This window comes from Citrobacter freundii ATCC 8090 = MTCC 1658 = NBRC 12681 (genome assembly GCF_011064845.1).
GTDB lineage: Bacteria > Pseudomonadota > Gammaproteobacteria > Enterobacterales > Enterobacteriaceae > Citrobacter > Citrobacter freundii.
Genome location: NZ_CP049015.1, coordinates 3,460,592 through 3,484,160, shown reverse-complemented (window position 1 = coordinate 3,484,160; position 23,569 = coordinate 3,460,592). Strand labels below are relative to the sequence as shown.

At 53.4% G+C, this 23,569-nt stretch carries 26 protein-coding genes; 17 read left to right on the top strand and 9 right to left on the bottom strand.

All coding sequences use genetic code 11. The features are described 5' to 3' along the window. Positions 1-2: 2 nt before the first annotated feature. Genes eutB through eutR form a run of 5 tightly spaced genes read left to right on the top strand, consistent with a single transcriptional unit; the run spans position 3 to position 4,602 of the window. Entirely contained in the window at positions 3-1,364 is a 1,362-nt protein-coding gene (gene eutB / locus G4551_RS16915) for an ethanolamine ammonia-lyase subunit alpha (RefSeq protein WP_003038029.1), read from the top strand. A 20-nt stretch (positions 1,365-1,384) separates the two neighbouring features. Next, on the top strand, positions 1,385-2,275 hold the full coding sequence (gene eutC / locus G4551_RS16910) for an ethanolamine ammonia-lyase subunit EutC (RefSeq protein WP_003038033.1): 891 nt from the start codon (positions 1,385-1,387) through the stop codon (positions 2,273-2,275). Positions 2,276-2,284: 9 nt separating this feature from the next. Further along, positions 2,285-2,944, top strand: a complete 660-nt coding sequence (gene eutL, locus G4551_RS16905) for an ethanolamine utilization microcompartment protein EutL (RefSeq protein WP_003838537.1) — start codon at positions 2,285-2,287, stop codon at positions 2,942-2,944. Positions 2,945-2,955: 11 nt separating this feature from the next. After that, positions 2,956-3,501 (top strand): ethanolamine utilization microcompartment protein EutK, encoded by a 546-nt coding sequence (locus G4551_RS16900; protein ID WP_003838538.1) that lies wholly within the window; start codon positions 2,956-2,958, stop codon positions 3,499-3,501. Positions 3,502-3,549: 48 nt separating this feature from the next. Continuing rightward, positions 3,550-4,602, top strand: a complete 1,053-nt coding sequence (gene eutR / locus G4551_RS16895; protein WP_003038041.1) for an HTH-type transcriptional regulator EutR — start codon at positions 3,550-3,552, stop codon at positions 4,600-4,602. Between the two features lie 122 nt (positions 4,603-4,724). Here eutR and hemF read toward each other — a convergent pair whose 3' ends face one another. Together hemF and amiA are read right to left on the bottom strand one after the other, a co-directional pair. Continuing rightward, positions 4,725-5,624 carry an oxygen-dependent coproporphyrinogen oxidase gene (gene hemF, locus G4551_RS16890; protein ID WP_003838540.1) on the bottom strand — a complete coding sequence of 300 codons (900 nt, stop codon included), beginning with the start codon at positions 5,622-5,624 and terminating at the stop codon, positions 4,725-4,727. 2 nt (positions 5,625-5,626) lie between these two features. Beyond that, positions 5,627-6,496: an N-acetylmuramoyl-L-alanine amidase AmiA gene (amiA, locus tag G4551_RS16885; RefSeq protein WP_003038046.1), complete on the bottom strand. Its 870-nt coding sequence runs from the start codon at positions 6,494-6,496 to the stop codon at positions 5,627-5,629. A gap of 211 nt (positions 6,497-6,707) precedes the next feature. Here amiA and G4551_RS16880 point away from each other — a divergent pair, with 211 nt between their 5' ends. The 10 genes from G4551_RS16880 to cysM all read left to right on the top strand — a co-directional run bounded on the left by G4551_RS16880 (position 6,708) and on the right by cysM (position 15,109). Further along, positions 6,708-7,133, top strand: a complete 426-nt coding sequence (locus tag G4551_RS16880; protein WP_003038048.1) for a GNAT family acetyltransferase — start codon at positions 6,708-6,710, stop codon at positions 7,131-7,133. Next, positions 7,120-7,569: a DUF2919 domain-containing protein gene (locus tag G4551_RS16875; protein WP_003838542.1), complete on the top strand. Its 450-nt coding sequence runs from the start codon at positions 7,120-7,122 to the stop codon at positions 7,567-7,569. Before G4551_RS16880 ends, G4551_RS16875 begins: the two co-directional genes overlap by 14 nt. Before the next feature lie 59 nt (positions 7,570-7,628). Next, entirely contained in the window at positions 7,629-8,204 is a 576-nt protein-coding gene (locus G4551_RS16870) for an RpoE-regulated lipoprotein (protein ID WP_003838545.1), read from the top strand. Positions 8,205-8,297: 93 nt separating this feature from the next. Beyond that, positions 8,298-9,197, top strand: coding sequence for a porphyrinogen peroxidase (gene yfeX, locus G4551_RS16865; RefSeq protein WP_003838547.1), 900 nt, complete (start codon positions 8,298-8,300; stop codon positions 9,195-9,197). A gap of 171 nt (positions 9,198-9,368) precedes the next feature. Then, a complete protein-coding gene (gene ucpA / locus G4551_RS16860) occupies positions 9,369-10,160 on the top strand; it encodes an SDR family oxidoreductase UcpA (protein WP_003038057.1) in 792 nt (263 codons plus the stop codon). A gap of 157 nt (positions 10,161-10,317) precedes the next feature. Next, positions 10,318-11,334 (top strand): thiosulfate/sulfate ABC transporter substrate-binding protein CysP, encoded by a 1,017-nt coding sequence (cysP, locus tag G4551_RS16855; protein WP_003038059.1) that lies wholly within the window; start codon positions 10,318-10,320, stop codon positions 11,332-11,334. After that, positions 11,335-12,168: a sulfate/thiosulfate ABC transporter permease CysT gene (gene cysT / locus G4551_RS16850; RefSeq protein WP_003038061.1), complete on the top strand. Its 834-nt coding sequence runs from the start codon at positions 11,335-11,337 to the stop codon at positions 12,166-12,168. Then, positions 12,168-13,043, top strand: a complete 876-nt coding sequence (cysW, locus tag G4551_RS16845) for a sulfate/thiosulfate ABC transporter permease CysW (RefSeq protein WP_003838550.1) — start codon at positions 12,168-12,170, stop codon at positions 13,041-13,043. The genes cysT and cysW overlap by 1 nt, the downstream gene beginning before the upstream one ends. Beyond that, entirely contained in the window at positions 13,033-14,130 is a 1,098-nt protein-coding gene (gene cysA / locus G4551_RS16840; RefSeq protein WP_003038066.1) for a sulfate/thiosulfate ABC transporter ATP-binding protein CysA, read from the top strand. The genes cysW and cysA overlap by 11 nt, the downstream gene beginning before the upstream one ends. Before the next feature lie 67 nt (positions 14,131-14,197). Further along, the gene (gene cysM / locus G4551_RS16835; protein ID WP_003838552.1) at positions 14,198-15,109 is read left to right on the top strand and encodes a cysteine synthase CysM; all 912 of its coding nucleotides are present in this window, start codon (positions 14,198-14,200) and stop codon (positions 15,107-15,109) included. Positions 15,110-15,200: 91 nt separating this feature from the next. Here cysM and G4551_RS16830 read toward each other — a convergent pair whose 3' ends face one another. Together G4551_RS16830 and ptsJ are read right to left on the bottom strand one after the other, a co-directional pair. Continuing rightward, positions 15,201-15,917 carry a type 1 glutamine amidotransferase gene (locus G4551_RS16830; protein WP_003838553.1) on the bottom strand — a complete coding sequence of 239 codons (717 nt, stop codon included), beginning with the start codon at positions 15,915-15,917 and terminating at the stop codon, positions 15,201-15,203. Positions 15,918-15,930: 13 nt separating this feature from the next. Further along, positions 15,931-17,223: a MocR-like B6 salvage transcription factor PtsJ gene (ptsJ, locus tag G4551_RS16825; protein ID WP_003838555.1), complete on the bottom strand. Its 1,293-nt coding sequence runs from the start codon at positions 17,221-17,223 to the stop codon at positions 15,931-15,933. Between the two features lie 82 nt (positions 17,224-17,305). Between ptsJ and pdxK the strand changes: the two genes are divergently transcribed. Together pdxK and G4551_RS16815 are read left to right on the top strand one after the other, a co-directional pair. After that, positions 17,306-18,172, top strand: a complete 867-nt coding sequence (pdxK, locus tag G4551_RS16820) for a pyridoxine/pyridoxal/pyridoxamine kinase (protein WP_003838557.1) — start codon at positions 17,306-17,308, stop codon at positions 18,170-18,172. Continuing rightward, positions 18,169-18,408, top strand: a complete 240-nt coding sequence (locus tag G4551_RS16815) for a hypothetical protein (protein WP_003038077.1) — start codon at positions 18,169-18,171, stop codon at positions 18,406-18,408. The genes pdxK and G4551_RS16815 overlap by 4 nt, the downstream gene beginning before the upstream one ends. 134 nt (positions 18,409-18,542) lie before the next feature. Here the strand turns inward: G4551_RS16815 and crr are convergent, their stop codons facing one another. The 5 genes from crr to cysZ all read right to left on the bottom strand — a co-directional run bounded on the left by crr (position 18,543) and on the right by cysZ (position 23,403). Beyond that, positions 18,543-19,052, bottom strand: a complete 510-nt coding sequence (gene crr / locus G4551_RS16810; protein WP_000522253.1) for a PTS glucose transporter subunit IIA — start codon at positions 19,050-19,052, stop codon at positions 18,543-18,545. A 40-nt stretch (positions 19,053-19,092) separates the two neighbouring features. Then, positions 19,093-20,820: a phosphoenolpyruvate-protein phosphotransferase PtsI gene (gene ptsI / locus G4551_RS16805; RefSeq protein WP_003038080.1), complete on the bottom strand. Its 1,728-nt coding sequence runs from the start codon at positions 20,818-20,820 to the stop codon at positions 19,093-19,095. A gap of 45 nt (positions 20,821-20,865) precedes the next feature. After that, positions 20,866-21,123: a phosphocarrier protein Hpr gene (gene ptsH / locus G4551_RS16800; protein WP_003038086.1), complete on the bottom strand. Its 258-nt coding sequence runs from the start codon at positions 21,121-21,123 to the stop codon at positions 20,866-20,868. A gap of 383 nt (positions 21,124-21,506) precedes the next feature. Further along, positions 21,507-22,478, bottom strand: coding sequence for a cysteine synthase A (cysK, locus tag G4551_RS16795; RefSeq protein WP_003038091.1), 972 nt, complete (start codon positions 22,476-22,478; stop codon positions 21,507-21,509). A 163-nt stretch (positions 22,479-22,641) separates the two neighbouring features. Continuing rightward, positions 22,642-23,403 (bottom strand): sulfate transporter CysZ, encoded by a 762-nt coding sequence (gene cysZ, locus G4551_RS16790; RefSeq protein ID WP_003838567.1) that lies wholly within the window; start codon positions 23,401-23,403, stop codon positions 22,642-22,644. Positions 23,404-23,569 lie beyond the last annotated feature (166 nt).

Genomic DNA, 23,569 nt, shown 5'->3' with positions numbered 1-23,569 from the left:
TTATGAAACTAAAGACCACATTGTTCGGCAATGTTTATCAGTTTAAGGATGTTAAAGAGGTGCTGGCAAAAGCCAACGAACTGCGTTCGGGGGATGTGCTGGCAGGTGTCGCTGCAACCAGTTCGCAGGAACGCGTGGCGGCCAAGCAGGTGCTGTCGGAAATGACGGTAGCGGATATCCGTAATAACCCGGTGATTTCCTATGAAGAGGACTGCGTGACGCGTCTGATTCAGGATGACGTCAACGAAACGGCCTATAACCGCATCAAAAACTGGAGTATCAGCGAGCTGCGCGAGTATGTGCTGAGCGATGAAACCTCTGTTGATGACATTGCGTTTACGCGTAAAGGGTTAACGTCGGAAGTGGTCGCTGCGGTAGCAAAAATCTGCTCTAACGCGGACCTGATCTACGGCGGTAAGAAAATGCCGGTGATCAAAAAGGCGAACACCACCATCGGTTTACCGGGCACCTTTAGCTGCCGTTTGCAGCCGAACGATACCCGTGACGATGTACAGAGTATTGCGGCGCAAATCTATGAAGGACTGTCCTTCGGAGCGGGCGATGCGGTGATCGGTGTCAACCCGGTCACGGATGACGTGGAAAACTTAAGCCGCGTGCTCGATACCGTGTATGGCGTTATCGACAAGTTCAATATTCCGACCCAGGGCTGCGTACTGGCGCACGTTACCACCCAGATTGAAGCGATTCGTCGCGGTGCGCCGGGCGGGCTGATTTTCCAGAGTATCTGCGGTAGCGAAAAAGGCTTAAAAGAGTTTGGCGTTGAGCTGGCCATGCTGGATGAAGCGCGTGCAGTGGGTGCTGAGTTCAACCGTATCGCCGGGGAAAACTGCCTGTACTTTGAAACCGGGCAAGGGTCTGCGCTCTCCGCTGGCGCTAACTTTGGTGCCGATCAGGTGACGATGGAAGCGCGTAACTACGGGCTGGCGCGTCACTACGATCCGTTCCTGGTGAACACCGTGGTGGGCTTTATCGGGCCGGAATATCTCTACAACGATCGTCAGATTATTCGCGCGGGCTTAGAAGATCACTTCATGGGCAAGCTGAGCGGCATCTCAATGGGCTGCGACTGCTGCTACACCAACCATGCTGATGCTGACCAGAACCTCAACGAAAACCTGATGATTCTGCTCGCCACCGCTGGCTGCAACTACATCATGGGCATGCCGCTCGGTGACGACATCATGCTCAACTACCAGACCACCGCCTTCCACGACACCGCGACCGTGCGCCAGTTGCTGAACCTGCGCCCGTCGCCGGAGTTTGAACGCTGGCTGGAAACCATGGGCATTATGGCAAACGGTCGCCTGACCAAACGGGCGGGCGATCCGTCACTGTTCTTCTGATGACGCGGGGATGACACACGATGGATCAAAAACAGATTGAAGAAATTGTACGCAGCGTAATGGCGTCAATGGGAGAGCCGCAGGTTCAAGCGCCATCAGCGGAAGTGAAATGTAGCACTACGCAGTGCGCCGCGCCGACCGGTGAAAGCTGTGCGATGGACTTAGGTTCAGCTGAAGCGAAAGCGTGGATTGGCGTTGAGAATCCGCATCGTGCAGAGGTATTGACCGAACTGCGCCGTAGCACCGCTGCGCGTGTATGTACCGGTCGTGCCGGTCCACGTCCGCGTACCCAGGCGCTGCTGCGCTTCCTTGCTGACCACTCGCGTTCGAAAGATACGGTATTGAAAGAAGTGCCGGAAGAGTGGGTAAAAGCCCAGGGACTACTGGAAGTGCGCTCGGAAATCAGCGACAAAAACCTGTATCTGACGCGCCCGGACATGGGACGTCGTCTGAGTGCGGAAGCCATTGAAGCACTGAAATCACAGTGTGTAATGAATCCGGATGTGCAGGTGATTATTTCTGATGGCCTGTCTACTGACGCCATCACCGCCAACTACGAAGAGATCCTGCCGCCGCTGTTGTCGGGTTTAAAACAGGCCGGATTGAAGGTCGGGACGCCGTTCTTTGTTCGCTATGGGCGCGTGAAAATTGAAGATCAGATCGGCGAACTGCTGGGTGCAAAAGCGGTGATCCTGCTGGTTGGTGAACGTCCGGGCCTCGGCCAGTCGGAAAGTCTTTCTTGCTACGCCGTCTATTCGCCGCGTGTGGCAACCACCGTTGAGGCTGACCGTACCTGCATCTCGAACATTCACCAGGGCGGTACGCCACCGGTTGAAGCGGCGGCGGTGATTGTGGATTTGGCCAAGCGCATGCTGGAGCAAAAAGCATCCGGCATCAATATGACCCGTTAAGGAGGCATCATGCCAGCATTAGATTTGATTAGACCTTCAGTCACCGCGATGCGTGTGATTGCCTCGGTAAATGACGGTTTTGCCCGCGAACTTAAATTACCGCCACATATACGTAGCCTCGGACTCATCACAGCAGACTCTGATGACGTGGCGTATATTGCCGCAGATGAAGCGACAAAACAGGCGATGGTGGAAGTGGTTTATGGCCGCTCGCTGTATGCCGGTGCGGCGCACAGTCCCTCTCCAACCTCGGGCGAAGTGCTGATTATGCTCGGTGGACCAAACCCGGCCGAAGTTCGCGCGGGTCTGGACGCGATGGTGGCCAATATTGAAAGCGGTGCGGCATTCCAGTGGGCGAATGACGCAGAAGATACCGCCTTCCTGGCGCATGTGGTTTCGCGTACCGGTTCGTATCTTTCCGCGACCGCGGGATGCCGACTGGGCGATCCGATGGCGTATCTGGTAGCACCGCCGCTGGAAGCGACATTTGGTATTGATGCCGCGCTGAAATCTGCCGATGTACAACTGGTAACCTATGTACCACCGCCGTCAGAAACCAACTATTCAGCAGCGTTTTTGACCGGTAGCCAGGCCGCTTGTAAAGCCGCATGTAACGCCTTTGCCGATGCCGTTCTGGATATTGCCCGTAATCCAATCCAGCGCGCGTAAGAGAGGTAGTGATGATCAATGCACTGGGATTACTGGAAGTGGATGGCATGGTGGCTGCCGTGGACGCGGCCGATGCCATGCTGAAAGCCGCGAATGTGCGCCTGCTTAGCCACGAAGTGCTCGATCCTGGTCGGCTGACGCTGGTGGTGGAAGGCGATCTGGCGGCATGCCGAGCAGCGCTGGATGCTGGCAGTGCAGCTGCAGCGCGTACAGGCCGTGTTATCAGCCGTAAGGAAATAGGCCGGCCGGACGATGACACCCAGTGGCTGATCGGCGGTTTTAAACGCCAGCCGAAGAAACCAGAACCGAAGAAACCAGAGCAGAAGCCTGAAGTGAAGTCAGATGTGGCCCCAGAGAAGACGCAGGAAGCACCTGTGTCATCTGAATCCTCTGATGAATTGCTGGCGCTGTTAACATCGGTCCGTCAAGGAATGACGGCAGGGGAAGTGGCTGCCCACTTTGGCTGGTCACTTGATGAAGCCAGAAATGCGCTGGAACAGCTCTTTTCTGACGGAGCGTTGCGTAAACGCAGTAGTCGCTATCGCTTAAAAAATTAACCTGTCGGAGGGCCGGGGGCTTCGTTGAAGCTTCCGGCTTAAAAGATCATGAAAAAGAACCGTACTGCAAACTTGCACCATCTTTATCATGAAGTATTACCCGAAGACGTTAAATTGACGCCGAAAGTGGAAGTGGACAACGTTCACCAACGGCGAACAACGGATGTGTATGAGCACGCGCTGACGATTACAGCCTGGCAGCAGATCTACGACCAGCTGCATCCGGGAAAATTTCATGGCGAGTTCACGGAAATCCTGCTCGATGATATTCAGGTGTTCCGTGAATACACCGGACTGGCGCTGCGTCAGTCATGCCTTGTCTGGCCAAACTCATTTTGGTTTGGCATTCCGGCCACGCGCGGCGAGCAGGGATTTATTGGTACCCAGTGTTTGGGTAACGCTGAAATTGCCACCCGCCCAGGCGGGACGGAGTTTGAACTAAGTACGCCGGATGACTACACCATTTTGGGTGTCGTCATTTCTGAAGAGGCCATTGCCCGTCAGGCCAACTTCCTGCATAACCCGGAAAGGGTGTTGCATATGCTGCGCAACCAGTCGGCGCTGGAAGTGAAAGAACAACACAAAGCCGCGCTATGGGGCTTTGTGCAGCAGGCGCTGGCGACGTTTAGCGAAAACCCGGAAAACCTTCGCCAACCTGCGGTACGCAAAGTGTTGGGCGATAACCTGCTGCTGGCGATGGGGACTATGCTGGAAGAAGCGCAGCCGATTATGACTGCGGAGAGCATCAGCCATCAGAGCTATCGTCGCTTGCTGTCGCGTGCGCGCGAATATGTGCTGGAAAATATGTCAGAGCCGCTGACCGTGCTCGACTTATGCAATCAACTGCACGTTAGCCGCCGGACGTTGCAAAACGCCTTTCACGCGATCCTCGGTATTGGCCCGAATGCCTGGTTGAAACGTATTCGCCTGAACGCCGTGCGCCGTGAGTTGATAAGCCCGTGGTCGCAGAGTGCGACGGTGAAAGACGCCGCCATGCAGTGGGGATTCTGGCATTTAGGGCAGTTCGCTACCGACTACCAGCAACTGTTTGCGGAGAAACCTTCGTTGACGCTGCATCAGCGTATGCGCCAGTGGGCGTGATGGTATAGCTTGAGTAGGCCTGATAAGGCGTTAGCCGCCATCAGGCAATTGTGCTTGCTGCGCTGCCGGATGGCGACGCCTTGCGTCTTATCCGGCCTACGAATTGTGTCGCTATCAGGCCATTACACCCAGTCGCGGACCTGAATAAACTCGCTAAGGGCGGCTTCCGGGCTGTTCGCTTCTGGCTGCCAGTCATACTCCCAGCGTACCAGCGGCGGCATCGACATCAGAATCGATTCCGTGCGCCCGCCGGTTTGCAAACCGAATAATGTGCCGCGATCCCACACCAGGTTAAATTCCACATAGCGTCCGCGACGATAAAGCTGAAAATTGCGTTCACGCTCGCCCCAGCTCATTGCTTTGCGGCGCTCGACGATGGGCAAATACGCCTCGGTATAACCCTTTCCAACAGCCTGCATAAAGGCGAAGCAGTGGTCGAAATCTGGCGTATTCAAATCATCGAAGAACAGCCCGCCAATGCCGCGCTGCTCGTTACGGTGCTTGAGGAAGAAGTAGTCATCGCACCACTTTTTGTAACGGGGATAAACGTCATCGCCGAACGGCTGGCATAGATCCCGCGCCGTGCGGTGCCAGTGAACTGCATCCTCATCAAAGCCGTAGTAGGGCGTTAAGTCAAAGCCGCCGCCAAACCACCACACCGGGTCGGCGCCCGGTTTCTCCGCGATAAAAAAACGTACGTTGGCATGGCTGGTCGGAATGTAAGGATTCTGCGGATGCACCACCAACGAGACGCCCATCGCTTCAAAGCTACGCCCGGCAAGCTCCGGGCGATGTGCAGTAGCCGAGGCTGGCATTGCATTGCCATGGACATGAGAGAAGTTGACGCCTGCTTGCTCGAAAATACCGCCGTTACGCAACACTCGACTGCGCCCGCCGCCGCCCGCTTCGCGTTGCCAGTTATCCTCAACAAATTCGGTGCCGTCTACGGTGGATAACTGCTGACAAATATCATCCTGCAGGCTGAGCAGGAACTGTTTTACGCATTGTACATCGGGCTTCATGGTTAACGTTTCTTCGAGTGTGCTTTCTGGTTATCAAACCAGTGGAAATAGCTGATGATGCCATTGGCGATAGCGGTGGCGATTTTCTGACGAAACGCAGCCGTCCCCAGTAATCGTTCTTCTTCCGGGTTGGTGATGAACGAGGTTTCGACCAGGACCGACGGAATCGAAGGTGATTTTAGCACCACGAAGGCGGCTTGTTCCGTGCTGCGACTGTGCAGACGGTGTACCGGCTTGATCTTCTTAAGAATATGCGAGCCTAACGTCAGGCTGTTTTTTATAGTGTCAGTTTGCACCAGATCGAACAGCACCTGCTGCAACAAATGATCTTTGTCGGTGGCCTTCTTCCCGGCGACTTCATCGGCCCGGTTTTCACGATCGGACAAATATTTCGCCATGGCGCTACTGGCACCGCGATTGGATAAGGCAAAGACCGAAGCACCCGCAGCGCTCGGATTGGTAAAACCGTCGGCGTGGATCGACATGAAAAGATCGGCGCCATGTTTGTGGGCGATCTCGACGCGATCGTAGAGCGGAATAAACGTATCGCCGGAGCGGGTCAGGCGTGCATCAATCCCCTGGTTGCGTAGGATTGAGCGCACGTTTTTGGCAATCGCCAGCACCACGTGCTTTTCTTTCGATCCGTTGCGACCAATTGCACCGGTATCAATCCCGCCGTGCCCCGGATCAAGAACAACAACGCGCTTAGCGCCTGATTTTTTCGCTTTCGGTTTGCTGTGTCCATTACTGGTCTTTAGCGCTTCTTCTTTAGCGATGGCTTGCGACATGCCTGACAGCGTCAGGGCGGCCAGCCCGGCTTTCAGCACCTGGCGGCGCGATGTGAGTGTTTTTAGTGGTTTAAAAGTGCTCATACGGCCTGAGTTGTAAAAAAAGGTTCTAAACGTTATATCGTATCGCGTAGTCCGTTGCGACGGATCGAGATAAGAATTGTTTTACTTTTCATTTCAATACGTGACAATTCCGTATTATGCCATTTTTTCCGCCGCTTCGCGTCAGATATTGGCTAAATCAGCCGTTCGCGCCATAATCGCTTTTTAACGTCCTGAAAAGGTAACCAATACCATGGAAATACGCGTTTTTCGCCAGGAAGATTTCGAAGAGGTGATCACCCTCTGGGAGCGTTGTGATTTGCTGCGTCCATGGAACGACCCTGAAATGGACATCGAACGTAAAGTCAATCATGACGTCAGCTTATTCCTCGTCGCTGAAGTGAACGGTGAGGTGGTCGGTACGGTGATGGGCGGATACGACGGGCACCGCGGTTCCGCCTATTACCTGGGCGTGCATCCTGAGTTTCGCGGTCGCGGTATCGCTAATGCGCTACTCAACCGGTTGGAGAAAAAGCTCATTGCCCGCGGTTGCCCGAAGATTCAAATCATGGTGCGTGACGATAACGATGTCGTCCAGGGCATGTATGAACGTCTGGGCTATGAACATGCGGATGTACTCAATCTGGGCAAGCGTTTGATTGAAGATGAAGAGTACTGAGTTTCATCCGGCCGACTATGACGGTCATGGGCGTCTGCGCCTGCCTTTTCTCTTCTGGTGCGTACTGTTGTTGCAGGCACGCACCTGGGTTTTGTTTGTGATTGCCGGTTCTTCCCGTGAGCAGGGCAACACATTGCTGAATCTGTTTTATCCCGATCATGACGCATTCTGGCTGGGTTTGCTCCCCGGCGTTCCCGCTGTGTTGACGTTTTTACTCAGCGGGAGACGCTTTGCGTTTCCGGGAATCTGGCGCTGGCTGCGCGGATTATTGATTCTCGCTCAACTGGTGCTGCTGTGCTGGCAGCCGGTGATGTGGCTGGCAGGCGATCCGCTCAACGGTGTCGGGCTGGCGCTGCTGGTGGCGGATATCGTCGCATTGATCTGGCTGTTAACCAATCAACGTCTGCGCGCCTGTTTTTCCCTTGAGAAAGAATAACGGCACTTTTTGGGGAAACCGGACTCCAAGCAACGTTGATAAATAAGGAAGGAAGTGAAATGAAATCACTGCGTTTGACTTTATGCGCGATGCCGCTGCTACTGGCCGGGTGTTCAACGTTGTCCTCGGTGAACTGGTCTGCCGCCAATCCGTGGAACTGGTTTGGTTCTTCAACGCAGGTCACAGAGCAGGGCGTCGGAGCGTTAACGGGCGCGACACCGCTGGATGAAAAAGCCATTGCTGATGCGCTGGACGGTGATTACCGCCTGCGTAGCGGGATGAAGACTGATAACGGAAATGTGGTGCGCTTCTATGAAGCGATGAAAGACGACAAGCTGGCGATAGTCATCAATGGCAGCCAGGGAACCATTAGTCGTATTGATGTGTTAGACCACGATATTTCGTCAGTCGCGGGTGTCGAAATCGGTACACCGTTTAGCGACCTTTACACTAAAGCTTTCGGTAATTGCCAAAAGGCAACCGGCGATGACAGCGCGGACGTTGAGTGTAAAGCTGAAGGAAGTCAACATATTAGCTATATTTTTTCCGGTGAATGGAGCGGGCCTGAAGATATAATGCCGTCTGACGACACGCTGAAAGCGTGGAAAGTAAGCAAAATTATCTGGCGGCGTTAATTTGCGTCTGAACAAATCGGCTTGTTAAAAAAACAGGTAGAATAGCGCCCATCAATGCCACGATGTCGTGGCATCTTTTTTTCAGGAGGAACAATGTCTCAGGTTCAGAGTGGCATTTTGCCAGAACATTGCCGTGCGGCGATTTGGATTGAAGCCAATGTTAAAGGCGACGTTGAGGCCCTGCGTGCGGCCAGCAAAACCTTCGCCGATAAGCTGGCGACCTTTGAAGCTAAGTTCCCGGATGCGCATCTGGGCGCGGTTGTCGCTTTTGGCAACAACACCTGGCGTGCATTGAGCGGCGGCGTCGGTGCTGAAGAGTTAAAAGACTTTATCCCTTACGGTAAAGGTCTGGCACCAGCAACCCAATATGACGTGTTGATCCATATTCTCTCTTTGCGTCATGACGTGAATTTCTCCGTTGCGCAGGCGGCAATGGAAGCATTTGGCGACTGTATTGAAGTCAAAGAAGAAATCCACGGTTTCCGTTGGGTCGAAGAGCGCGATCTCAGCGGCTTTGTTGACGGTACGGAAAACCCGGCAGGCGAAGAAACGCGCCGTGAAGTCGCCGTTATCAAAGATGGTGTGGATGCCGGTGGCAGCTATGTGTTTGTGCAGCGTTGGGAACATAACCTGAAGCAGCTTAATCGCATGAGCATCCATGACCAGGAAATGATGATTGGCCGCACCAAGGAAGCCAACGAAGAGATCGACGGTGATGACCGTCCGGTCACCTCTCACCTGAGCCGTGTTGACCTCAAAGAAGACGGTAAAGGGCTGAAAATTGTGCGCCAGAGCCTGCCATACGGCACTGCCAGCGGCACGCATGGTCTCTATTTCTGCGCCTACTGCGCCCGTCTGCACAACATTGAACAACAGTTGCTGAGCATGTTTGGTGACACCGACGGTAAGCGTGATGCAATGCTGCGCTTCACCAAACCGGTAACCGGCGGCTATTACTTTGCACCGTCGCTGGACCGTTTAATGGCGCTGTAATGGCGATCTGATCCTGTTATCGGCCACGAAATAGACATCCCCGCATCGTCGGGGATTTTTTTACCTGAGATTAACCTGATTTAGTGAGCTATTCCTCAGCACTAATTTGTTATTGCTGTATCTTCTGCGTGAATGAAGCGAAGGCTTCATATTCAAAAGGAGAATATTGAAATGGGAAAACTCACGGGCAAAACAGCATTGATTACGGGCGCATCTCAGGGTATTGGCGAGGGTATCGCCAGAACGTTTGCCCGCCATGGTGCGAACTTAATTCTGCTGGATATCTCCGATGAGATTGAAAAACTGGCGGATGAGTTGGCTGGGCGAGGGCACCGTTGCACAGCCGTTCACGCTGACGTCAGAGATTTTGCGTCGGTCAAGGAAGCGGTGATGCGCGCGAAGCAGATTGAAGGCAAAATCGATATTCTGGTGAACAATGCCGGCGTATGCCGCCTCGGCAACTTCCTTGATATGAGCGATGAAGATCGCGATTTCCACATTGATATCAACATTAAAGGCGTCTGGAATGTGACGAAAGCCGTTCTGCCGGAGATGATTGCGCGCAAAGATGGGCGCATCGTGATGATGTCATCAGTGACCGGCGATATGGTTGCCGACCCGGGCGAAACGGCCTACGCACTGTCGAAAGCCGCAATCATCGGTTTGACCAAATCCCTGGCGGTAGAATATGCGCAGTCAGGCATTCGCGTTAATGCCATTTGCCCAGGCTACGTTCGTACGCCGATGGCGGAAAGCATTGCGCGTCAATCTAACCCGGAAGATCCTGAATCCGTATTAGTCGAAATGGCGAAAGCGATCCCGATGCGTCGTCTGGCCTGTCCGCTTGAGGTCGGTGAACTGGCGGCGTTCCTGGCCTCGGATGAGTCCAGTTACTTAACTGGCACGCAAAACGTGATTGATGGCGGTAGCACCCTGCCAGAAAGCGTTAGCGTCGGCGTCTGATTGATGCCGGTCTCCTCCTCACTCGATGTGGGGAGGGATTCTCTTATTCTCTTTTCAACTTTCAAATCATCAAACGGTATATAAAACCGTTACTCCTTTAGCACTGGTTATAAATATGATGACCATAAGAAAGTCATTAAATTTATAAGGGTGCGCAATGGCCGTTAACTTACTGAAAAAAAGAACACTGACGCTGGCAGCCATGCTGTTGCTGGTGGGGCAGGCGCAGGCAACGGAACTGCTGAACAGTTCATACGATGTTTCCCGTGAGCTTTTTGCCGCCCTTAATCCGCCGTTTGAACAGCAATGGGCGAAGGATAACGGCGGTGACAAACTGACGATTAAACAATCTCATGCCGGGTCATCAAAACAGGCTCTGGCGATTCTGCAGGGGCTGAAAGCCGATGTGGTGACCTATAACCAGGTCACCGACGTGCAGATCCTGCATGACAAAGGCAAACTGATCCCCGCCGACTGGCAAAGCCGCCTGCCGAATAACAGCTCGCCGTTCTATTCCACCATGGGTTTCCTGGTGCGTAAGGGGAATCCGAAAAACATTCATGACTGGAATGACCTTGTGCGTTCTGATGTGAAACTGATTTTCCCGAACCCAAAAACCTCCGGTAACGCGCGCTATACCTATCTGGCGGCGTGGGGTGCTGCGGATAAAGCTGACGGTGGTGATAAAACCAAAACCGAACAGTTCATGACCCAGTTTCTGAAAAACGTCGAAGTGTTTGATACCGGCGGTCGCGGTGCTACCACCACCTTTGCAGAGCGCGGTCTGGGCGATGTGCTGATCAGCTTCGAATCAGAAGTGAACAACATTCGTAAACAGTATGAAGCGCAGGGTTTTGAAGTGGTTATCCCGAAAACCAATATTCTCGCTGAATTCCCGGTAGCCTGGGTAGATAAAAATGTGCAAGCCAACGGTACTGAAAAAGCAGCTAAAGCGTACCTGACCTGGCTGTACAGCCCACAGGCGCAAACCATTATTACCGATTTCTACTACCGCGTGAATAACCCGCAGGTGATGGACAAACAGCAAGATAAATTCCCGCAGACCGAATTGTTCCGTGTGGAAGATAAGTTTGGTTCGTGGCCTGAAGTGATGAAAACACACTTTGTCAGCGGTGGAGAGCTGGACAAACTGCTGGCGGCGGGGCGTAAGTAAATGTTTGCTGTTTCTTCCCGACGCGTGCTGCCCGGCTTCACCTTAAGCCTGGGCACAAGCTTACTGTTTGTCTGCCTGATATTGCTGCTGCCGCTGAGCGCGCTGGTGATGCAACTGGCGCAAATGAGCTGGGCGCAATACTGGGATGTGATTACCAATCCGCAGGTGGTGGCGGCTTATAAAGTGACGCTGCTGTCGGCGTTTGTCGCGTCGATTTTTAACGGCGTGTTCGGTTTGCTGATGGCGTGGATCTTAACCCGCTATCGCTTTCCGGGCCGTACGCTGTTGGATGCACTGATGGATCTGCCGTTTGCGCTGCCTACAGCGGTGGCGGGTCTGACGCTGGCGTCGCTGTTTTCGGTTAATGGCTTCTACGGCGAGTGGCTGGCGAAGCTGGATATCAAGGTGACCTACACCTGGCTTGGTATCGCGGTGGCGATGGCGTTTACCAGCATTCCGTTTGTAGTGCGTACCGTCCAGCCGGTGCTGGAAGAATTAGGTCCCGAATATGAAGAAGCCGCAGAAACGCTCGGTGCTACGCGCTGGCAGAGTTTCCGTAAAGTGGTGCTGCCGGAGCTGTCCCCCGCGCTGGTGGCGGGCGTTGCGCTTTCGTTTACCCGAAGCCTCGGTGAGTTTGGCGCGGTTATCTTTATCGCTGGGAACATCGCATGGAAAACGGAAGTAACCTCGCTGATGATTTTTGTTCGCTTGCAGGAGTTTGACTACCCGGCCGCCAGCGCGATTGCTTCTGTGATCCTCGGGGCTTCGTTGTTGCTGCTGTTTTCAATTAACACCCTGCAAAGTCGCTTTGGTCGACGTGTGGTAGGTCACTGATGGCAGACATTACCCAATTGAAACGCTATGGCGCACCCCGCATCAACTGGGGTAAATGGTTTCTGATCGGCACGGGCATGCTGGTCTCCGCGTTTATTTTGCTGGTGCCGATGATTTACATCTTCGTGCAGGCGTTCAGCAAGGGATTAATGCCGGTATTACAGAACCTGGCAGACCCGGACATGCTGCATGCCATCTGGCTGACGGTGCTGATTGCGCTGATTGTGGTGCCGGTGAACCTGGTGTTTGGTGTGTTGCTGGCCTGGCTGGTGACCCGTTTTAACTTCCCAGGACGCCAACTTCTGCTGACGTTACTGGATATTCCGTTTGCCGTCTCGCCGGTGGTTGCCGGCCTGGTGTATCTGCTGTTTTACGGCTCTAACGGTCCGCTGGGTGGATGGCTGGATGAGCATAATCTGCAAATTATGTTTGCCTGGCCGGGGATGGTGCTGGTGACGGTATTCGTGACCTGTCCGTTTGTGGTGCGCGAGTTGGTGCCGGTGATGTTAAGCCAGGGTAGTAATGAAGATGAAGCGGCTGTGTTGCTGGGCGCGTCCGGCTGGCAGATGTTCCGCCGCGTTACGCTGCCGAATATTCGTTGGGCGCTGCTGTACGGCGTGGTGTTGACCAACGCCCGTGCGATTGGCGAGTTTGGCGCGGTGTCGGTGGTATCCGGCTCGATTCGCGGCGAAACCCTATCGCTACCGCTACAAATTGAATTACTGGAGCAGGACTACAACACGGTCGGCTCTTTTACCGCCGCGGCGCTATTAACGCTGATGGCGATTATTACCCTGTTTTTGAAGAGCATGTTGCAATGGCGTCTGGAGAACCAGGAGAAACGCGCGCAGCAGGAGGAAAATCATGAGCATTGAGATTGCCAATATTAAGAAGTCTTTTGGTCGCACCCAGGTGCTGAACGATATCTCGCTGGATATTCCTTCAGGTCAGATGGTCGCGCTGCTGGGGCCATCCGGCTCGGGCAAAACCACGCTGCTGCGCATTATTGCCGGGTTGGAGCATCAGTCCAGCGGGCATATCCGTTTTCACGGCACCGACGTCAGTCGTTTGCATGCTCGCGACCGTAAAGTGGGATTCGTATTCCAGCACTATGCGCTGTTTCGTCATATGACCGTTTTCGACAATATCGCGTTTGGTCTGACGGTTCTGCCACGGCGTGAGCGTCCAAATGCGGCGGCCATCAAAGCAAAAGTCACCAAACTGCTGGAGATGGTTCAATTGGCTCATCTGGCGGACCGCTTCCCGGCGCAGCTTTCTGGTGGGCAAAAGCAGCGTGTGGCGTTGGCGCGTGCGCTGGCGGTAGAGCCGCAGATCCTGCTGCTCGATGAGCCGTTTGGCGCGCTCGATGCGCAGGTGCGTAAAGAGCTGCGTCGTTGGCTGCGTCAGCTGCATGAAGAGCTGAAGTTCACCAGCGTGTTTGTTACCCACGACCAGGAAGAAGCGACGGAAGTTGCCGATCGCGTGGTGGTGATGAGTCAGGGTCATATCGAGCAGGCTGATGCGCCGGATCAAGTTTGGCGCGAACCGGCTACCCGTTTTGTGCTGGAATTTATGGGGGAGGTTAACCGCCTGCAGGGGACGATTCGCGGCGGCCAATTCCACGTGGGCGCACACCGCTGGCCGCTGGGTTATACGCCTGGTTATCAGGGACCGGTTGATCTGTTCCTGCGTCCGTGGGAAGTGGACGTCAGCCGTCGTACCAGCCTGGATTCGCCGTTGCCGGTACAGGTACTGGAAGCCAGCCCGAAAGGACACTACACCCAATTAGTTGTGCAACCGCTGGGGTGGTATAACGAACCGCTGACGGTCATCATGCAGGGCGATGATTCCCCAAGCCGCGGCGAGCGGCTGTTTGTCGGGCTGCAAAATGCGCGTCTGTATAACGGCGACCAGCGCATTGAAACGCGTGAAGAGGAACTTGCTCTGGCGCAAAGTGCCTGATAGGTTAAAAAGTATGTTTATCGCCCGGTAAGCGCTGCGCCCCCGGGCTTTTTTACGAGCTCAAAACGTGAACACATTAGAACAAACAATTGGCAATACGCCTCTGGTGAAACTACAACGTCTGGCGCCGGATAACGGCAGTGAAATTTGGGTCAAGCTGGAAGGCAATAATCCCGCGGGTTCGGTGAAAGACCGGGCTGCGCTGTCGATGATTGTCGAAGCGGAAAAACGTGGAGAAATTAAGCCTGGTGATGTGCTGATCGAGGCTACCAGCGGTAATACCGGAATTGCTCTGGCGATGATAGCCGCGCTGAAGGGCTACCGCATGAAGCTGCTGATGCCAGACAACATGAGCCAGGAGCGCCGAGCGGCGATGCGTGCTTACGGGGCTGAACTGGTTCTGGTGACCAAAGAGCAGGGGATGGAAGGCGCGCGTGACTTAGCTCTTGAAATGGCGCAGCGCGGAGAAGGTAAACTTCTCGACCAATTTAATAATCCGGATAACCCGTACGCGCATTACACCACCACCGGACCGGAAATCTGGCAGCAGACGTCAGGTCGTATTACCCACTTTGTCTCCAGTATGGGAACAACAGGCACCATTACCGGTGTGTCGCGTTTTCTGCGTGAGCAAGAAAAAGCGGTTACCATCGTTGGCCTGCAGCCGGAAGAGGGCAGTAGTATTCCGGGAATTCGCCGCTGGCCTGCGGAATATATGCCGGGCATTTTTAACGCCTCGCTGGTGGATGAGGTATTGGATATTCATCAGAACGATGCGGAAAACACCATGCGCGCGCTGGCGGTGAAAGAGGGTGTATTCTGCGGCGTTAGTTCCGGCGGCGCGGTAGCCGGAGCGATTCGCGTGGCCGAACAAAATCCGGGAGCTGTGGTGGTGGCGATCATCTGCGATCGCGGCGATCGCTACCTTTCAACCGGCGTGTTTGGCGAAGAGCACTTTAACCAGGGATCAGGGATTTAGTTTGTAGGCCTGATAAGCATAGCGCCATCAGGCAAACGTACGGCACGATCGCCGGATGACGACGTAAAGCGTCTTATCCGGCCTGCCATAATCAATCGTTACGTTTTTCCACAAGCTTATCAAGGAATTGCCACAGCTTCTCATTCATCTGCTGATAATCCCATGCGCGCATCTCTTCAACGGAGCGGATGAAGCGCTTGCCTTTAGCTTCCGCCAGTTCTTGTTCGGAGTGTTGAATAAGCCCTTCTATAGCATCAGCCGTAAATTCCATATGGCACTGAAAACCATAGACGAAATTACCGTATTGTACGATTTGTCGCGGGCAGCCCTCGCTTGTGGCGAGAATTGTCGCCTGGTCGGTTAATCCAGGCATATCGTTGTGCCAGTGACCGACGGTAAGCGGTGAACCAAAATGGCTGAACAACGGATGCTGTTGACCTGCTTCGGTCAGGGTGATCGGGTAGTGACCAATCTCTTTTTCCGGACTCTGGCACACCTTCGCACCCAGCGCTTCGCCGATTAACTGTGAACCCAGGCAGATCCCCACCACAATTTTACGTGCCGCAATCGCCTGATTGATCAGATGCTGCTCAGCCTGAGAATCAAAGTACGGGCACTCTGCCAGCGTGGTCCGGGGGGACTGCGGACCGCCAAACACCACCAACATATCGAAGCCATCCGCGTTCGCAGGGACCGCTTCCCCGGCGTAAACGTGCGACCAGGTGATGGTATAGCCGCGTGATTCAGCCCACGGCAGATACGCGCCAGCAGATTCAAAAGACTCATGAATAACAAAATGAACTCGCACTTTTTCTCTCCTGTTAGCGCTTTAGCGCCTGATGGATATCAGTCGCCAGCTTATCAATGCCGCTGTCTGATAATGTTGACAGCGTAATGCGCAGGCCGTGCGCAGGCGTATTGACGCCAAACACTTCGCCTTCGCGTACCAGCCAGCCGGACTTTGCCAGCGCAAAAGCGATCGCCTGGCTGTTATCTTCCAGCGGTAGCCACATATTCAGACCGTCACCAACGGGCAACTCAATGCCATGTCGCCGCAGAGCTGCCGTCAACTTTTGCTGCTGGGCGGCGTAAAATTGCTGAGTTTGCGCCAGCGTGTGTTGGTAAGTCTCGTCATTCAGGCAGGCGCAGGCCAAATCCTGCAGCAGATGGCTGACCCACTGACTGCCGGAGTTAAGCCTTAAACGTAGCTTCCCTGAAGTGAGCGGATCGCTGGCCACAATGGCCAGGCGTAAATCTGGTCCTAACGTTTTTGACATCGAGCGGACAACCGCCCAGTGCGTGGTTTCCTTCGCAATCACCGGATACCAGTGGCAAGCAGATAGCAGCGCAAAGTGGTCGTCGACAATCACCAGCGTCTGCGGATAGCGGGCCAGAATTTCCTGCAATTGCGCCGCGCGTGAGGCGCTCAGGCTGCATCCTGTCGGGTTATGCGCGCGCGGTGTCAGAATTACTGCCCGCGCGCCTTTCTGTAGCGCGAGTTCCAGCTGGTCCGGCAGCATGCCTTCGCGGTCAACGCTGGCCGGGTTTGCTGAGAATCCGGCATAGCGCAGCATGTTGATGCTGCTTAAAAAGCATGGATCTTCTACGACAACGCTATCACCAGGCAGCAAATGGGCGCACAGTAGCCGTTCGATAGCATCAATGGCACCGCTGGTGATATCAATTTCCCCTTTGCCGGGGATTGCATTTTGCATCCATTGTGATGCCCACACCTTAAGTCCAGGTGACACAGCGACATCGCCGTACAAGCGCGGACTCTTATTTATCTTCGCAAAATAATTACTCAGGTCAGGAAGTCGCGAGGGCGCTGGATTACCGCCGGAAAGATCGATAAGCGGAGTATCCGGATTACCACCTTCCAGTGCTACGGGGGCAGTAATCCCCTTAATCACCGTACCGTTGCGTCCCAGGCTCTGTGCCAACCCGGAGGTGACCAGGCGTTTGTAAGCCGCCGCGACAGTATTGCGGTTGACGTTTAATTCCGTTGCCAGTTCCCGCACTGGCGGTAACGTTTCTCCCACTGCCAGCGTGCCTGTAGTGACATGTTGACGGATACTGTCAAAAATTTCGTTAGCGGTTTTTCCGTCGATCATTATTGACCTATGACAAAATGAATTTTAGCATATGACGATAATAGTGAGGCGTAGACCCGCTGTCCAGCGAGAGGAGAAATTTATGGAGCAGGAGAGTGATATCCAGTCAGTGCTCTTCGACGACACGCATCGGGCGTTACAGACCGATATCGTCGCCGTTCAGTCACAGGTGGTTTATGGCAGCGTAGGTAACAGCATCGCCGTCCCGGCCATTAAAGCGCAGGGGTTACGCGTGACGGCAGTACCTACGGTGCTGTTCAGTAATACCCCGCATTATGAAACCTTCTACGGCGGCGTTATTCCAGCAGACTGGTTTAGCGGTTATCTCCGCGCCTTAAACGAGCGTGATGCCTTGCGCGAGCTAAAGGCGGTGACGACAGGGTACATGGGCAGCGCGGAACAAATCGCCTTGCTGGCACAGTGGCTGAAAACTGTTCTGACCACGCATCCGGACCTGTGCATTTTGGTCGACCCCGTGATTGGCGATACGGATAGCGGTATGTATGTTAAAGCCGAAATTCCGGAGGCTTATCGTCAGCACCTGCTACCGCTGGCTCAGGGGCTGACTCCAAATGTGTTCGAGCTGCAAATGCTGAGCGGAAAGCCGTGTCGTACGCTTGATGAAGCCATTACGGCGGCACAATCACTGCTCACCGACACCCTGAAATGGGTGGTGATCACCAGTGCGCCGGGGGATACGGAAGAGATTATTCATGTTGCGGTGGTGACGGCTGAAACGGTTGAGGTGTTAGCTCATCCGCGAGTGAAAACGGATCTGAAGGGGACTGGCGATCTGTTCTGTGCCGAGCTGGTGAGCGGCCTTGTGATGGGGAAAGCGCTGACGACCGCGACGCACGATGCTGCACAGCGGGTGCTGGACGTGATGACGTGGACGCACCAGTGCGGTTGTGATGAATTAATTCTGCCACCGGCAGGGGAGGCGCGATGAAGAGTTACCGGCTGGTAGTTCGCCAGAATGGGCGTATGGTTGGACACTTTGATACCTGCGGGACAGCGGCACTGGAAGATATCTGCGTGGCGCGGGCTATGTTCGGCATTGCGGGTGGTTACGACTGTGAGTTGTTAGTGGCGGATTCGGAACGACGGATGCTGGAGAGCGGGCCGGAAGGGATGAAGATCCTGATGCGCGAGGCGTGTTATCGCCCGGTGACTGCACACATTTAATTGCGGATGGCGCTACGCTTATCCGGCCTACGATACGAGATTCTTTGTAGGCCGGATAAGCGTAGCGCCATCCGGCAAGGTACTGCCTGATTGCCGGATGGCGGCGTAAACGCCTTATCCGGCCTACGCAAGAATTACTTCTTGATGCGGATAACCGGGGTTTCACCCACGGTCACGCTACCGGACAGTTTGATCAGTTCTTTGATTTCGTCCATGTTGGAGATAACAACCGGAGTCAGGGTAGACTTGGCTTTTTCTTCCAGCAGCGGCAGATCGAATTCAATAACCGGGTCGCCCACTTTCACGCGCTGACCTTCTTCAGCGATGCGTTTGAAGCCTTCGCCTTTCAGTTCAACGGTATCAATACCGAAGTGAACAAACAGCTCAATGCCGCTGTCGGATTCGATAGAGAAAGCGTGGTTGGTTTCAAAGATTTTGCCGATGGTGCCGTCAACAGGAGCAACCATTTTGTTACCGGTTGGTTTGATAGCGATGCCATCACCAACGATTTTTTCAGCAAAAACTACATCCGGCACGTCTTCGATGTTGACGATCTCGCCAGAGAGCGGAGCAACAATCTCAATAGTTCCGGTGTCTTTCTTATCATCAGAAACCAGAGATTTCAGTTTATCGAACAAACCCATGATCTTCTCCTAAGCAGTAAATTGGGCCGCATCTCGTGGATTAGCAGATTGTTTTTTCTTCAATGAACTTGTTAACCAGCGTCATTAACTCGTCCGTTGTCGGTTGAGCAAGAGCCTGCTCTGCTAACACCTTCGCATCTTCGAAGTTCGTGTTACGGATAATCTTCTTAATGCGCGGGATAGAAATGGCGCTCATAGAGAATTCGTCCAGACCCATCCCCAGCAACAGAAGTGTAGCACGTTCGTCGCCTGCAAGCTCACCACACATGCCAGTCCATTTGCCTTCAGCATGAGAAGCATCAATAACTTGCTTGATCAGCGTCAGCACAGATGGCGACATCGGTTGGTAAAGGTGTGAAATCATATCATTACCACGGTCAACTGCCAGGGTGTACTGCGTTAAATCATTGGTGCCGATACTAAAGAAATCAACTTCTTTGGCTAAATGACGCGCAATTGTTGCCGCAGCCGGTGTTTCCACCATCACGCCAATCTCAATGCTCTCGTCAAATGCTTTACCTTCGTCGCGCAGTTCCTGTTTGTAGATTTCAATCTCTTTGCGCAGTGCACGCACTTCTTCAACAGAGATGATCATTGGGAACATAATGCGCAGTTTACCGAAAGCAGAGGCGCGCAGAATCGCGCGAACCTGGTCACGCAGGATCTCTTTACGATCCATGGCGATACGCACGGCACGCCAGCCCAGGAACGGGTTCTCTTCTTTCGGGAAATTCATGTACGGCAGTTCTTTATCGCCGCCGATGTCCATGGTGCGAACGATGACCGCCTGAGAGCCACAGGCTTCAGCAACGGCTTTATACGCAGCAAACTGTTCTTCTTCAGTTGGCAGCGATTCACGGTCCATGAACAGGAATTCGGTGCGGTACAGACCCACACCTTCAGCGCCGTTACGTTCAGCGCCTTCAACGTCACGAACGGTACCGATATTAGCGCAAACTTCAACCTGATGTCCGTCCAGCGTGATAGCCGGCAGATCTTTCAGCTTAGCGAGTTCCGCTTTCTCGGTTGCAACCTGCTCCTGAACGGCACGCAGTTGCTCGATAACGTCGTTGGTCGGATTGACGTAAACCTGATTGTTTACGGCATCCAGAATCAGATAGTCGTCGTTTTTAACCTGAGAGGTGACGCTACCCGTACCGACGATGGCAGGCAGTTCCAGAGAACGCGCCATGATAGAGGTATGGGAAGTACGTCCGCCCGCGTCAGTAATGAAACCCAGCACCTTGTTCAGGTTCAGCTGTGCGGTTTCTGACGGGGTCAGGTCTGCGGCTACCAGGATAACTTCTTCCTGAATAGCGCTCAGGTCGATAATTGCCAGACCCAGGATGTTACGCAGCAGGCGTTTACCGATGTCACGTACGTCAGCCGCACGTTCTTTCAGGTATTCATCATCCAGCTCTTCCAGGGCTGTGGCCTGACCTTCGATAACTTCATGCGCGGCTGCATCAGCCGTCATGTGCTTATCTTTAATCAGGGCTATGATTTCCTGCTCCAGCTCCTCATCTTCGAGCAGCATGATATGCCCTTCAAAGATGGCTTCTTTTTCTTCACCGAACGTTTCACCAGCTTTGGTTTTGATCGCTTCCAGTTGCGCAGATGCCTTGGCACGACCGCTCAGAAAACGTTCAACTTCCTGATCAACCTTGTCGGCAGAAATTTTTTTCCGGTCAATGACGATTTCGTCTTCTTTCAGTAGCAATGCTTTACCGAAAGCGATACCCGGGGATGCTAAAATGCCTGAAATCATAACCCTACCTTACTTGTGACTGATATTTAAAAGAACTCGTTGAACTTACTCGAGTTCAGCCATCAGTTTAACCAGATGCTCAACTGCTTTCTGCTCGTCTTCACCTTCTGCGGACAGGGTAACAACGGTACCCTGAGTCAGGCCCAGAGTCTGCAGTTTAAACAGGCTTTTGGCGCTAGCGCTTTTGCCGTTGGAAGTCACAGTAATATCAGAAGTAAAGCCTTTTGCTTCTTTAACAAACTGAGCAGCAGGGCGAGTATGCAGACCGTTCGGAGCGGTAATGGTAACTTCTTGCTGGAACATTATATTTCCCCAACTTATAGGTTTAGTGTTGTGGAACTAAAGTCTAGCCTGGCGGTTCAACTTTAGCCTGTATTGTTAGCATCGGCGTAAACTGGACGCGACACAAAAGGAGTTCGGTGCAATCCGTTGCTGGCAACTTCTTGCCGCTGACGTTTCGTTCGTCATTAAACATTATGCCGCGAAAGGAAGAGTTGAACCAAATCATAAAATCGATTCAGCTAACGCTTTTCCTGTAACGATTAATTTCGCGCATCAAAATAATTAGCTTGGTTAAATACCAGTTCTGGTGGGTTGAATCAATGCCAGGCGAGTTGAAACTTTGAAGCAGGCCACAAAAAAGCACCCAAAAGGGTGCTTTTTTACGCGTTTTTAACATGCTGGCATTACTGTTGCAGTTCTTTCTCTGTGAAGAGATCGGCAAACAGTGCAGTGCTCAGATAACGCTCACCCGATGACGGTAGAATAACCACTATATTCTTATTGGTAAAGGTTTCATCTTCCTGCAGCTTAAGCGCGGCAGCAACAGCAGCGCCGGAAGAAATGCCCGCCAGAATACCTTCTTCTTCCATCAGGCGACGCGCAGTAGAGATTGCTTCATCATTGGTGATGGCGACGACTTTATCGATAAGTTTCAGATCAAGGTTGCCTGGAATGAAACCCGCGCCAATCCCCTGAATTTTATGTGGGCCCGGTTTAAGTTCTTCACCCGCCAGCGCCTGGGCGATAACCGGGGAGTCGGTAGGTTCAACCGCGACGGTGATCAGATCGGTTTTGCCTTTAGTGCCTTTGATATAACGGGTCACACCAGTCAATGTACCGCCGGTACCTACGCCGGAAATAAAGACATCAACCTGGCCATCGGTATCTTCCCAGATTTCCGGGCCGGTGGTTTTTTCGTGAATTTCCGGGTTCGCCGGGTTGCTGAACTGCTGCAGCAGCAGGAACTTCTCCGGATCGCTGGCGACAATTTCTTCCGCTTTCTGGATTGCACCCTTCATCCCTTTTGCGCCTTCGGTCAGCACCAGGTTCGCACCCAGAGCTTTCAACAGCTTGCGGCGCTCAATGCTCATCGTTTCCGGCATGGTCAGAGTCAGTTTGTAACCGCGGGCTGCGGCAACGTAGGCTAGCGCAATCCCCGTGTTGCCGCTGGTCGGTTCTACCAGCTCAACACCAGGTTTCAGTACACCACGTTTTTCGGCATCCCAAATCATATTGGCACCGATACGGCATTTGACGCTAAAGCTCGGGTTACGAGATTCCACCTTCGCCAGAATGCGTCCGTTACCGATACGGTTCAGTCGAACCAGCGGCGTATGACCGATAGTCAGCGAGTTGTCTTCAAAAATCTTACTCATGGCCTGTCCTTAACTGTATGAAATTGGGATACCGCTTCAGCATACCTGTTGAGAAAGTATGGGGAAGTAAGGAAATCGCATATCTATATGCTGATGGGAAATAATGCCTTGCAGTATGGAATAAGAGCGGGCATAAGCCAGCCCGCTTTTACACATTTTTGCATTACTTCCATAACGCGTGCTTAGCACGATAGCAGTCTACCCACATCGCCGTAGCACCACAAACCGCGACCGGCATGATGAACAGATTGAGCACTGGAATCATGGTGAACAGGCTGGTTAGCGCGCCGAACTGCATATTGGTCACCTTGCGTGTGCGCAGCGCGACGCGCATCTCCTTAAAAGGCACCTTATGGTTATCAAACGGATAATCGCAGTACTGAATGGCCAGCATCCATGCGCTGAACAGGAACCACAGCACCGGGGCGACGGTCTGCCCAATACCCGGAATGAAATAGAGGATCAGCAATACGATGGCGCGCGGGAGATACCACGCCAGCTTTTGCCATTCACGTTTCATAATACGGGGAACATCTTTCATGATGCCGAGAACACCGGTGTCAGGCGGTGTTGCGCCCGTTAAGCGCGCTTCCAGTTGTTCAGCCAGCAGACCGTTAAACGGCGCGGCAATCCAGTTGGCTATGGTGGAAAAGAGGTAGCCGAACACCAGTAGTACGGAGATAGTGACAATCGGCCACAGCAAGTAGCTGAGCCACTGAAGCCAGTCAGGGACGTGACTCATCAGCGCGGGGATCCAGCTATCGAGTTGTGTGAATAGCCACCAGAATGCGCCGCCCATCAGCAGGATATTCACCAGCAAAGGCAGGATGACAAAGCGACGAATGCCCGGTTGGGTGATGAGCTTCCATCCCTGTGAAAAGTAATAAAGGCCGCTGCGAGGTACGACTGCAGATGATGAAACCATGGTCAGGACATACTCCTTGTTATATAAGCTCTGGTAAACTTTGCGTATCTTACCGGGTTGTTGAGCGTTAAGCTGTTCAGAAATGTTCGAAAAAACAGCAAAAAGCACAATTTTGTTCATCTTTATGCCGTGAAAGCCAAGAGTGCACTTGCACTTGGCGTAATCG